Here is an 11,860-nt window from a genome sequence, read left to right on the forward strand (position 1 = left end):
CATGTTTATCAAATTATTAAATTAAAGAGGGAGTACAATGTTAGATGCTATTAAGGATGTTGTGAGAAAAAGCTCAATCCATGTATGTATCGTTAACTGCGGAGGATGCAATGGCTGTGATGTTGAATGCGTCGCATTATTGTCTCCAAGATACGATTTAGAGCAATATGGTATTTATGTTCACAATAATCCTCGTGAAGCTGATGTCCTATTGTTGACCGGTGCGGTCACAGAACAATGGGTCGATAATTTAAAGAGAGTTTATGACAAAGCTCCTGAACCAAAAATAGCAGTGGCTGTTGGAAACTGTCCTCAATCTGGTGATGTATTTGCCCAGGAAGGAGGTCATGTGCATGCTCCTGCATCTGATTTTATTCCAGTTGCAGCGGCTATTCCTGGATGTCCGCCAAGACCTAGCGAAATATTGGAAGCTATTCTGGCTGTTGGTCCACAAGCTATTGCTGATCGTGGGAGGGAGATGAAATGATAGTACCAATCGGTCCGATACATCCTGCTTTAAAGGAGCCAATCAGGCTTAAGCTCCAAACTGAAGGGGAAAGAGTTGTTAAAGCAGAAATTGAATACGGTTATGTTCACAGAGGTATTGAAAAGATAATTGAAGGTCAAACCTGGCAGAAAGGAATTTACCTTTCAGAACGTGTTTGCGGTATCTGTTCATATGAACACACACAAACATTCGCTGAAACCATTGAAAAGATTTCTGATGTTGATGTGCCGGTAAGAGCTCAATTTTTAAGGGTTATTACCAATGAGTTAGACAGAATTCAAAGTCATTTTCTTGCTAATTCAACATTTTTCAAATCAATGGATCATGAAACCTTATTTATGCATGTTTTGGAGTTAAGAGAATATGCAATGGATTCCATTGAACTGTTAACCGGAAATAGGGTCAATATGGGTTGGAATGTTGTTGGTGGTGTTAGAATGGATGCTGATGAGCGCCATTTCGAACCTATACTGGAAAACCTTAAAAAAATTGAAGAAGGATTTGACAGAACAAGAGCCCTGTTTGCTGAAGGTCCTGCACTTGCTTTGAGATGTAAAGGAATAGGATTAATGAGTAAAAAAGAAGCCATCAAAGGACGTGCTGTAGGTCCTATCGGAAGAGCTTCAGGTGTAAAAGAAGATTATAGGAATGGTCACTACACCTATGATGATTACTTTGATTTTAAAGTTATTAGAAGGACTGAGGGAGATAACTATGCAAGAACAATGACTAGATTTGATGAAATCCCTGAATCAATCAGCTTAATCAGACAAGCTATTGAAAATATTCCTAAAGGGGAAGTACGTACTCCTGCAAATTTAAAATCTGGTTATGCTATGCGTAGAAATGAGGCTCCTCGTGGTGAAGTAACTTATATGATTGAAACTAATGGTAATTTAATCAAAAATATTTCAATTCGGACTCCAAGTATTGCAAATATGGATTCCTGTGCAAAATATATGATTCGTGATGTTCCAACTGTTGCTGATGCAGTATCTACTTATGCATCCTGTGACCCGTGTGTTGCATGTGCTGAACGGGTTGCCATTACTAACGAACATGGAAAAACCGCTATTAAAGATTTTTACGAGGTAATATAAATGTCATCATTAATGTGGTATGTTTATGAGTTTGCAAGAAAAGCATGGGTAGATGCATTTTCCAATGCACACACTTCCTCTGAAATAGCAGAAAAACCCGAAAGGTTTAGGGATTTTCCAAAAGTCAATAAGGAATATTGTATTGGATGTGGTGCATGTACTGTGTCTTGTCCTTCACCGAATGCAATAAAAATAGTTCGTGATGAGGATACAGAAGAGGGTGAAGGTTTAACATACCCGGTAATTAATCCTTCTGCTTGTATCCGTTGTGGTTTTTGTGCTGAAGTATGTCCGACTGATCCTAAAACATTGGAATGCGGTTTGAATCATTTGATTTTACCTGAATTTAATATAATTCCATCAAAAAGACAATTCATTGTTGATGATTATCTGTGCATTAAATGTAAAAAATGTATGAAACAGTGCCCTGTTGATGCAATCAGCATTGTAAATGATAAACTTCATGTAGATCAGCTCAAATGTATTTCCTGCGGAGAATGTTTAGGTGTTTGTCCTGTAAACGGTGCTATGAAAGGCGTATTTGTTGAAAATTTACAGGCTCAAAAAGATTTAATCCTTTTATGTGTCAATTATCTTGAAGAGTTCATTAATAACAAAGAAGATGATTTAAGAGCATTGCAAACGGATGATTTATTGCAATATAATGTTCCTCTTTCTGAAATATGGGATAAGGCATTAAAGATTATTCCTGATGAGGAAATTGCATTAGAAATTATTACAAATGCGGTTAACAGGCTTAAAATCAGAGTTATAGATTGGGACAAGTCCAAATGTGAAAAATGTCAATTGTGTATTCCGGATTGTCCTACAAAATGTATTTCATTTGATGAAGCTGAAGACACAATAGTGAGAGATAAGGATAGATGTTTACGTTGCAGTATATGTTATCAGACATGTCCGTTTTCAGTAATTAAGTACTTTATAGCTAAATTTTCACTTGATGATGGTGAAAATATTCACACAACTGTTAAAGCATCTAATCTAAATGAGGATATTTTTATGGAGTGAGTGTTATGATTGATAGTTATACTAAAACACCTAGACCATTAAGACATGTAGATGTTGATTATTTGGTTGACCAGACAAAATGTGCCAAATGCAGTGATAAACCTTGTCTTAATTCATGTCCAATCGATGCAATTTATTTTGATGACCATGATAATCTTATAAAAATAAAAAATACTTGCTTTGGTTGTGTATTATGTCGTAATGCTTGTCCATTTGATGCAATTTCACTTGATGTTCATATGGACCCACCTATTAAAGAAAATGTTCCGAATATTAATACAAAGCTTTGTAAAGCATGCGGTGCATGTGTTCAGGCATGTAAGAACGGTTCCATTCATATTGTGGCTGATGGAAAATCCGAGCCACATAGTGAAATAGATAAAGACACTTGTGTGCGTTGCGGTTATTGCTTTAGAGTGTGTCCAACAGATGCGATTAAATATGGTCAATTACTTCCTAAAACCGTTAAAGGCGGTAAGGCTATTGTTGTCAACCAGAAGAAATGTATTGGATGTATGACCTGTACCAGAGTTTGTCCGTCTATGGGGGCAATTAACGTTGCAAGGACAAACAAATTGCCTTATATCAACCCAGGATATTGTGCAAGGTGTGAGGAATGTATGCATTCATGTCCTTCAACAGCAATCAGGTACTCTTCACGTAAAAAAGCTTATAAGATGTATAGTGAAATCAAATCATTTGATATGGTATCTGAAATCGTTGATCATGACATGAAAAGATTATCTCTTAATCTGATTAGTTTAAATAAAGTTCTTGAAAAGGTAGCCAAATCCACCGCTTTGGAGTTCAATGATCAAAACTTTGAAAACTTCATTGAATACAAAGTAAACGATTTGATGGAAAGGGAACTTAGAGTCAGCTTGGATTCCCATATTGAGGTCTCCAAATTCACCAAGCTATTCGGATCTTATTTGATGGACAGGAATATTGAAGTTTATGGTAAAAAATGTGTTGCTTGCGGGGACTGTTTTAATGTTTGCCCTGTAGGCGCAATTGAACTTGATGGTCCAAATCCTATAAAAATTAATGATAACTGTGTTTACTGTGGAAAATGTGTCGAGCAATGTAAATTTGATGCAATAGGTGCTTATGATGATTATTTCTACAGCAGAGATACAGATTTGTATTATGCAAGATCATATGTGCATCATCAAAGACTTGGTGACTTTTCACTTTCAGATGATAAATGTCAGGCATGTGGCATATGTACTAAAAACTGTCCTGTTGGTGCTTTGACTTTAAATGATGATAAGATAGAATTTGATGAGGAAAAATGTATTTACTGCAGAACCTGTGAAGCAATTTGTCCTCTTGATGTAATAAGAATAGTTAACTTTAGGTGAATCATGTTTGAAAAATCATTTATAACAGATTGTGAGGGGCCTTTGACCTTAAATGACAATGCCTTTGAAATATCTGCACATTTCATTGAAAATGGTGGTGAATTATTCAAAATCCTTAGTCTATATGATGACTATTTGGCAGATGTTGTTAAAAAAGAAAATTATAAGGTAGGCAATACTTTAAAGTTTATTTTACCTTTCTTTGTCTGTGAAAATCTTAAAAATAATGATTTGGTTGATTTTTCAAGAAATAATATCTATGCCGTCAGAGATTCAAAATTCCTATTAAGTTACTTGAAGAAAGCTATGAATATTTATATTGTCAGTACCAGTTATGGTCAATATATTAAAGCTGTCTGTGATTATATGGATGTTCCATTTAAAAATACATTTTACACAAATGTTGATGTAGATGCCTTAAAGTTAAATGACGATGAAATTAAAAAAGTCAACGAATTTAAAGATTTGATATTAAAAAATCCTGATGACTACGAATTATTTGAAGATATTTTCTATAATCAAATTCCAGAAATGGAAATTTATGAAAAAATCAAAGAAATTAATGTAGTTGGTGGTGAGGGTAAAAAATTAGCTATTGATGAGATAATTAAAAGAGACAACATCGATATCGACAATATGCTTTATATTGGAGATAGTATCACTGATGTTCAGCCTTTGGCATTTGCCCGTAGGAATAATGGAATCAGCATTTCATTTAATGGAAACGAATATCCTCTAAAAGTTGCAGAAATCGCAATTGTCTCTCCAAGTGCTGTTGCAACTACACTAATAGCTAACATTTATGCTGAAAATGATAAAAATAATGTTTTAAACTTCATTGAAGATTATAATAGTTTCGATGACTTTGAAAAATTATTTGATGATTACAATGTTGATTTAGATATCAAAGAAAAATTCTTCAATGTTTTTGAAAATGAGGATTATCCTTTAATTCAAATTGTCAGTGAAGAAAACTTTGACAGTATATTGAAAGTGAGTAAAGAAATGAGAAATAATATCCGGGGTCAGGATATTGGTGAATTAGGTTAAAATTATAGAAGGTAATATGATGAGTTATAGTAAGGTACAAGATACATTCTTTGAAGCTTTTGAAGGAAAATATGTAAGAGCTTTAATAACAGGCCCTAATGAATCTATTGTTAAACGAGCAGCATATGATTCAACTTCAACTCCAAGTTCAGTAATTGGAAGAGTGGAAGGGGGTGTTGAAGGATTTTTGGATGCTTCAAAAACTCCTGATGGCAGATTCGGTGCTGTTGTACAATATTGGTTGGGCAGTGATGATGTAGAGAAATTCGCATTTGAATTATCTTACAGGCTTAGACAGGATATTTTGGTTAAACCATTTACACGCATATTTGATTATGCAAACAATGACAGTAATGATTATATTGAAATGATGGACATTGTAGGCCATTGCGGTGATGGCTATGAGTGGACTGTGGAAAAATTCGGAAGAACCATGATAAATGTTCCGATTGCAGTTCCAGATTTCCAAATTGAAGAAAAATTTAAAATCAATGATGGAATTATGGGAGGTAACTTTTGGTATTTATGCGAAACTCCTGAAGCAGTTATCGATGCTGGAGAAGCTATTATTGATGCAATTATGGATGTTGAAGGAGCAACAGCGCCTTTTGATATATGTTCAGCTGCTTCAAAACCGGAAACTAACTATCCGGAAATAGGGCCTACTACAAATCACTTTTATTGTCCTTCTCTAAAGGAAACTTTAGGAGAAATTTCAAAAGTTCCTGAAGGTGTTAATTATATTCCTGAAGTTGTGATAAATGCAATTGATGAGAATTCAATGAATAAAGCTGTTAAAGCAGGTATCAATGCCGCTTTAGAATTTGATGGTGTTATTGGAATATCTGCAGGCAATTTTGATGGTAAACTTGGCGATAAGAATATTAATTTATTGGATATTTTAAAATAGGTTGTTAACATGGAAATCTTAGACAATGACTTGAATGCCGAAATAATTGGGTTTGGAGCCTTAAATGTTGATAAATTATACTCTGTAGACAGTATTGTATCTTCAGATGAAGAAAGCTTCATTACCAATGAAACCGATACTCCCGGAGGATCAGCAGCCAATACGATTGTTGGACTGGCACGTCTGGGATGTGATACATCAATCATCGGAAAAATCGCTGAAGATGAAGACGGTGATTTGATTGAGTATAATCTGGCAATTAATGGAGTTTATACTAACAATTTGATTTATTCAGAAACCGGCTCTACCGGAAAATGTTTAGGATTTGTTGACAAAAATGGCGAGAGATGTCTTTATATTTCTCCGGGAGTTAATAATGAAATCCAAATTGATGAAATCAATCCGTTATACATTATGAGATGTAAAATCATGCATTATACATCATTTGTCGGAAATTCATTCAATACTCAAATTGAATTGCTGGAAAAACTCAGTGATGAAACATTATTGAGTTTTGATCCTGGAATGCTGTATGTACAAAAAGGATTTGATGAACTAAAGCCTATTTTGGATAGGACTGATATTTTACTCATTAACGAATCAGAATTAAGATTACTTTGTAATAATGAAAATTCTTCACTAAAAGAATTAGCTATTAATTTCCTGGATATGGGAATCGAAACTATTGTTGTAAAGCAAGGCTCAAAGGGAGTTTATGCAATAAATAATAATGAGGAGTGTCAGGTGGATGCATTCAAATGCAGTGTTGTTGACACTACCGGTGCCGGTGACAGTTTCAATAGCGGATTTTTATATTCTTTTTTAAGAGGATATGATCTTGAAAAATCCTGTAAAATTGGAAATTGGGTGGCTAGTAAAGCTATTGAAGGATTTGGTATGGAAAAATTCCCATCTTTAAAAGAATTGGAGGAATTTTTTTAAGAAATAAAAATTTAAATAAAAAGGGTTAGTTGGTAATAATATGAATGTATCTTTTATAAAACAGATGAAAAACTTGGAACGTGAAGTTTTGTTAAAATCTGTTGAATTAGATGATGATGGCGATGATTTCCAATTTGAATTGGATGATTTTAGCACATCTGAAGAAATCATAGCTATTGCACCTAGGTGTGTAAGATGTAATACTTGTGTTGGAGAATGTCCAGTTAATGCAATCGAACCAGCTAATATTTTTAGACTAGCTAAGATAACTGATAAATGTGTTAAATGTGAAATTTGTGTGCAAACGTGTCCAGTTGCCGCAATCAAATTAATTGATAATTCAGTTATTTATGATAATGAGGGCGAAGAGGGCGTTATTGATTATAATTTGGGTAATGTCAGCTGTTCTCATAGAGTTGTTCGTATGAACAGTATTTCAATTGATTATACTGTTGATAATAATTGGGATGACTGTGCAAATTTATGTCCAACAAATGCATTTACTTTAGAATTTAAAGAGTTTTTCGACAAAAAAGGTTTGGATTTAGGCATAGATTTGATAGATGATGAATTATATCCACATATTAATGAAAACATGTGTATAGGATGCGGTGCATGTGTTGAAATTTCATTAAATGACAATGCAGTTGAACTTGATAGGTACATCGGACCTATTGTTCACAGCAGAAATCTTGATATTAATCATGAGGCATGTGTAAATTGTTATTTATGTGAAGAAAATTGCCCAACTGCGGCAATAGAATTAATTGATGGTGAAGTTGTCTGGGATAATGATAAATGTATAAGATGTGTTGAATGCACAAATCATTGTCCTGTTGGCGCATTAAAAAGAGTTGAAATTGAATAAAAATGGGGTCTGTTTATGAGAGCAAAAGGATTAATGGATAAAGATTTTGTGTACTTAAACTGTGAAGACAGCGTAGTTGAAGTTTCAAAAGTAATGGAAGAAATCAGACGTTTTACATGTCCTGTTGTAAACGATAACAAACAATTAGTGGGATGGATTACCTCTTTTGATATTACTAGAGGTTTAAGAGAAGGAAATGAGAAAATTTCTGAAATCATGAGTGGCTATGAAGAAATTGCTACAGTTCATGAAAATGATCCTGCAAGAAAAGCAGTGCTTTTAACAGCTAACAATAAATTTGTTACCGTGCCGGTTGTAAATGATGAAAATCAGGTCATTGGTATGGTTCGTGCCTGTGATATTGTAGAACTCTTATCTGATTTGTATGATATTAAAGTAGTAAAATTATACAAGGCTATGCAAAACCAACTCAAAGGTGTTACATGGGACGAATTGATGGCTGCTTCTGCATTAGTATCTAAAAAGACTACTGGTGTAAAAATTACTCCTGAAGAATATGAAGCAAGCATTATGAATTCTACTTTCGGAGAGGCTATCTGGGCTACTGGCGGTTTGGAAAAATTCTTTGCAGGTTTGATTTCTGTTGGTGAAATGGTTATTGCACGTCGTGTAGGAAAAGCAAGAAAATAACATTAATTTAACGCTTTTAAACAACTCTATAACTTGCACGACAGCTCTATTTAATAGTGAAATTAATATTTAATTTCACTTATGATCTTTTTTTAACATATTGCCAAAATATTTAATATCTAGTTAAATATAGATATCAGTATTTAGGTGAATTATGAATAATAAAATAAAATTTTTAGTGATATGTATCCTTTTTTCATTGTTTAGTATTGCTAGTGTTTCGGCTAATGATAATGCTACATCCAGTTTAGATGATGGGCATTCTCTAGGAATGGATGCTATTAAAGAAACGCCTGCAATTTCTATTAATGCATCAGCTGTTTATACCGGCCAGTCAATTGCCGTATCACTTAAAGATTCGAATAATAATCCGATTGCTAATCAATCTATTGGAATTTCTCTTAAAGAATTTGATGAGGATTTTAATCAAAATTTCACTGATAGCTCTGATGGTGGAGATTATTCTATTTTAACAAATAATGATGGTTTAGCTAATTTAGAGTTAAATTTAAAGTCCAATAATTACATTTTAAATGTTATTTTTGAGGGTAATGACAAATTTGCATCTGTTAATGAAACATTTGATATTGATGTTTTAAAATTACCGACAATAATTACAGCATCCAATACTACTATTCTTCAGGGAAAATATCTGTATATGACTTTGAAGGATAAATTTGGCAATGTGTTAAATAATACTGAGATATATTTCAGCATTGGCAACAGTATCTATTACAGAACAACTGATGAAAACGGTACAACATCTCTTCAAATTAATCTGATTGGTGAAAAAACATATTCAATTATTGTCGGTTTTGACGGAAACGATTATTATGATTTTTATTATGAAAATTTTCCGATATTTGTCGTTGCAACCACATCCATTGAAATCGGAAACAGCAAACTTCTAACCAATGGATATTTGAGGATTTATCTAAAAAGTTACACTCCATCAGCCATTTATAAAAAAAGCATAACTGTTAAAATCGGATCTAAAATTTATAAAAAGAAAACAAATTCTGAAGGAATTCTGATATTTAAACCAAAATTGGGTACTAGTAATTATTTGGTTGAAGTTTCTTTTAAAGGAAGCTCATCTGTTGTTGGTTGCGAAAACTCAAAGAAGGTCAAGGGCGTTAAAGGCAGTGTGAGAAATCCTTTAGAGCAAAAAGTTCCATGGGTCAACGGAAAACCTAACATTGATGTAATGCCTATTAATTATGCTATGGCTAATGGGGATATGACATACACTGTTACAAAGACCCAATATATGGAAGTCATTAAACGGGATAGCTATTGTTTATATTTGAATAGCAAACTGTCAAAATATACATTTTTCAAATCTAAAGCAGAACCAAAATTGAATCATGTTATTATGAGGGAAAAATGGAATGTGATTGAGAGGGCTTTAAATGAAAAGCTTGTTGAAAAGAATCAGAAGAATTATTGGCCGGGTGCAATAACAGTTTCTCTTAAAGGCAAATCCTATACTTATAGTGAAGTTTGTGACTGGCAGGAAACTGACTATACCTGTGGGCCTGCTGCTGGAAGTGTTTGCAGTCAGGTTTTAAGGAATTATGTCTGTGAAAGCTATTTGGCAAAGCTGGCAGGTTCAAAACCTGTTGTCGGTACATCTCCATATTCACTTAAAGTAACATTGGGAAAATTCTTCAGCTGTTCATATTTTTATAAAAGTACTTTTAATTATGCTCTAAATCAGCTCAAAAAAGGTGGCTGTGCATTAATATTTCATGCTCCAAATCATTATGTAACTATTTTGGATATCAGTAAGGATGGCAAAAAGGTTTTAGTAAGCAACTCTTTGGGCAGTTATGGTGGAGTCAGTACTGGTTGGGTTAAAGTAAGCTATATGAAAACAAGATTCTGTTCTGTAGACAATAGTCTAATTGTTAAACTTAAATACAACATATCTAAATCAAATAAAAAGACAATTAACAACTTTTATTCGAGTATGGGCACTAGTTGGGTTCGTCAAAATACTTCTCAAGGGATTTTAGTTTAATTTTTATTTCTTTTTTTCATAAATAAGAAAGTATTTTATCTTAAATGTGAAAGAATACTCAGACCTCTGTAGGTCGGAGATGAATTTCACAAAAAACGTATTATATTTTTTTAATCATATTAGTTTTCAAATGCTCTCTCGCGATTATTTATTATATTAAATAGTGTTATAATAAGTATTATAAAAGTTTTTAGTGATGGGGAGTATTTTTTATGGTTTATAGGTCTTGTAGGCATCGTGTTTATCCTAATCAAAAACAAAAAAGTTGTTTAAAGAATATTTGGGAAATTCACGTTTCATTCACAATAACCTAATTGGGGAAATAGAATACAACAGACGTATAGCCAATATATTCCATTCTAGTGCACCCTATGTTAACAATAAGTATATGGAATCTATATTTAACTATTTAAGGCAATGGTATCATTTTATTAATGATTTGGATATTAATACTATGCAGGCATGTTATAAACCCGTACTCCAGGCCTACGATAACTTTTTTAAACGAGGATTCGGACATCCGAAATTCAAAAAAAAGTACCATTCCTCACAATCAGTAAAAATCAACAACATAAACAACAGAATACATGTAAAAAAGGGTAAATTATACTGGAAACCACTGGGATGGATCAACCTCAAAGGATACAGACCAGAAATAACAGGTAAAATAAAACACATACGAATACAATTAAAAAACAGCCAATGGTTCATAATAATCGTATATGATTCTCCGCTACCGGAACATTTACCTAAAACCGGAAAAGAAGTCGGAATAGATTTAGGTGTTAAAACATTAGCCACACTTTCAGACAGTAAAGCAAAAGCCACGCTAAAACTAAATGAAATAGACGCTAAAATACAAAAAACACAAAAAAATCTAAAAAGAAAAGAACACCGCAGTGAAAACTATCAAAAAACCCTAAAAACCTTACACAAACACATAAACAAAAAAAACAACATCAAAAGAGAATACTACCAAAAAATAAGCAAAGACATAGTCAAAGAATACGACATAATCAAAATGGAAAACCTAAACCTAAAAGAAATGATACTAGACCATGACTACAGCAAAGAACTACACACAGCCAGCCTAGGAATGCTAAAAAACATGATAAAATACAAATGCGAATTATACGGCAAAAAATTCATCGAAGTACCCAGATACTATGCATCCTCACAATACTGTCATGTCTGCGGCTACAAAAACACAGATTTAACCATAAAAGAACGTAACTGGCAATGCCCAAACTGCGGAACAATCCTAGACAGAGACCTGAACGCCGCCATAAACATTTTAAACTATGGAAAATAATATAATAATATATGAACTCTGAGACCCAGAGGGATAGCTCGGTAATCCTAAGACTCACTGAGAGACTTACAGCCCGAGAATCTCCGACCTCTACAGGTCGGAG

At 33.4% G+C, this 11,860-nt stretch carries 11 protein-coding genes; all 11 read left to right on the forward strand.

Annotated elements, in window-relative coordinates; all coding sequences use genetic code 11:
- The first annotated feature begins 37 nt into the window (after positions 1-37).
- The 11 genes from IJL02_RS02080 to IJL02_RS02130 all read left to right on the forward strand — a co-directional run bounded on the left by IJL02_RS02080 (position 38) and on the right by IJL02_RS02130 (position 11,757).
- On the forward strand, positions 38-487 hold the full coding sequence (locus IJL02_RS02080) for an NADH-quinone oxidoreductase subunit B family protein (RefSeq protein WP_292808518.1): 450 nt from the start codon (positions 38-40) through the stop codon (positions 485-487).
- Complete coding sequence (locus IJL02_RS02085; protein WP_292808520.1) at positions 484-1,608, forward strand: nickel-dependent hydrogenase large subunit; 1,125 nt, start codon at positions 484-486, stop codon at positions 1,606-1,608. Before IJL02_RS02080 ends, IJL02_RS02085 begins: the two co-directional genes overlap by 4 nt.
- On the forward strand, positions 1,609-2,637 hold the full coding sequence (locus tag IJL02_RS02090; protein WP_292808522.1) for a 4Fe-4S binding protein: 1,029 nt from the start codon (positions 1,609-1,611) through the stop codon (positions 2,635-2,637).
- On the forward strand, positions 2,634-4,001 hold the full coding sequence (locus IJL02_RS02095; RefSeq protein ID WP_394357487.1) for a 4Fe-4S binding protein: 1,368 nt from the start codon (positions 2,634-2,636) through the stop codon (positions 3,999-4,001). Before IJL02_RS02090 ends, IJL02_RS02095 begins: the two co-directional genes overlap by 4 nt.
- Before the next feature lie 3 nt (positions 4,002-4,004).
- Positions 4,005-5,051: a hypothetical protein gene (locus tag IJL02_RS02100; RefSeq protein WP_292808526.1), complete on the forward strand. Its 1,047-nt coding sequence runs from the start codon at positions 4,005-4,007 to the stop codon at positions 5,049-5,051.
- 19 nt (positions 5,052-5,070) lie between these two features.
- On the forward strand, positions 5,071-5,961 hold the full coding sequence (locus IJL02_RS02105; RefSeq protein ID WP_292808528.1) for a formylmethanofuran--tetrahydromethanopterin N-formyltransferase: 891 nt from the start codon (positions 5,071-5,073) through the stop codon (positions 5,959-5,961).
- Between the two features lie 9 nt (positions 5,962-5,970).
- On the forward strand, positions 5,971-6,903 hold the full coding sequence (locus IJL02_RS02110; protein ID WP_292808530.1) for a carbohydrate kinase family protein: 933 nt from the start codon (positions 5,971-5,973) through the stop codon (positions 6,901-6,903).
- 40 nt (positions 6,904-6,943) lie between these two features.
- Positions 6,944-7,771, forward strand: coding sequence for a 4Fe-4S binding protein (locus IJL02_RS02115; protein ID WP_292808532.1), 828 nt, complete (start codon positions 6,944-6,946; stop codon positions 7,769-7,771).
- A 15-nt stretch (positions 7,772-7,786) separates the two neighbouring features.
- On the forward strand, positions 7,787-8,422 hold the full coding sequence (locus tag IJL02_RS02120) for an HPP family protein (protein WP_292808534.1): 636 nt from the start codon (positions 7,787-7,789) through the stop codon (positions 8,420-8,422).
- A gap of 154 nt (positions 8,423-8,576) precedes the next feature.
- Positions 8,577-10,445: a hypothetical protein gene (locus IJL02_RS02125; RefSeq protein WP_292808536.1), complete on the forward strand. Its 1,869-nt coding sequence runs from the start codon at positions 8,577-8,579 to the stop codon at positions 10,443-10,445.
- A gap of 265 nt (positions 10,446-10,710) precedes the next feature.
- Positions 10,711-11,757, forward strand: a complete 1,047-nt coding sequence (locus IJL02_RS02130; RefSeq protein WP_292808538.1) for an RNA-guided endonuclease TnpB family protein — start codon at positions 10,711-10,713, stop codon at positions 11,755-11,757.
- Positions 11,758-11,860: the final 103 nt, after the last annotated feature.

The sequence above is a fragment of the Methanobrevibacter sp. genome, assembly GCF_017427765.1.
Taxonomy (GTDB): domain Archaea; phylum Methanobacteriota; class Methanobacteria; order Methanobacteriales; family Methanobacteriaceae; genus Methanocatella.

What these genes read in the sequence shown, in the direction of transcription:
- IJL02_RS02080 (WP_292808518.1), top strand. Translation starts at nt 38, where the DNA reads ATGTTAGATGCTATTAAGGATGTTGTGAGAAAAAGCTCAATCCATGTA.
- IJL02_RS02085 (WP_292808520.1), top strand. Translation starts at nt 484, where the DNA reads ATGATAGTACCAATCGGTCCGATACATCCTGCTTTAAAGGAGCCAATC.
- IJL02_RS02090 (WP_292808522.1), top strand. Translation starts at nt 1,609, where the DNA reads ATGTCATCATTAATGTGGTATGTTTATGAGTTTGCAAGAAAAGCATGG.
- IJL02_RS02100 (WP_292808526.1), top strand. Translation starts at nt 4,005, where the DNA reads ATGTTTGAAAAATCATTTATAACAGATTGTGAGGGGCCTTTGACCTTA.
- IJL02_RS02105 (WP_292808528.1), top strand. Translation starts at nt 5,071, where the DNA reads ATGAGTTATAGTAAGGTACAAGATACATTCTTTGAAGCTTTTGAAGGA.
- IJL02_RS02110 (WP_292808530.1), top strand. Translation starts at nt 5,971, where the DNA reads ATGGAAATCTTAGACAATGACTTGAATGCCGAAATAATTGGGTTTGGA.
- IJL02_RS02115 (WP_292808532.1), top strand. Translation starts at nt 6,944, where the DNA reads ATGAATGTATCTTTTATAAAACAGATGAAAAACTTGGAACGTGAAGTT.
- IJL02_RS02120 (WP_292808534.1), top strand. Translation starts at nt 7,787, where the DNA reads ATGAGAGCAAAAGGATTAATGGATAAAGATTTTGTGTACTTAAACTGT.
- IJL02_RS02125 (WP_292808536.1), top strand. Translation starts at nt 8,577, where the DNA reads ATGAATAATAAAATAAAATTTTTAGTGATATGTATCCTTTTTTCATTG.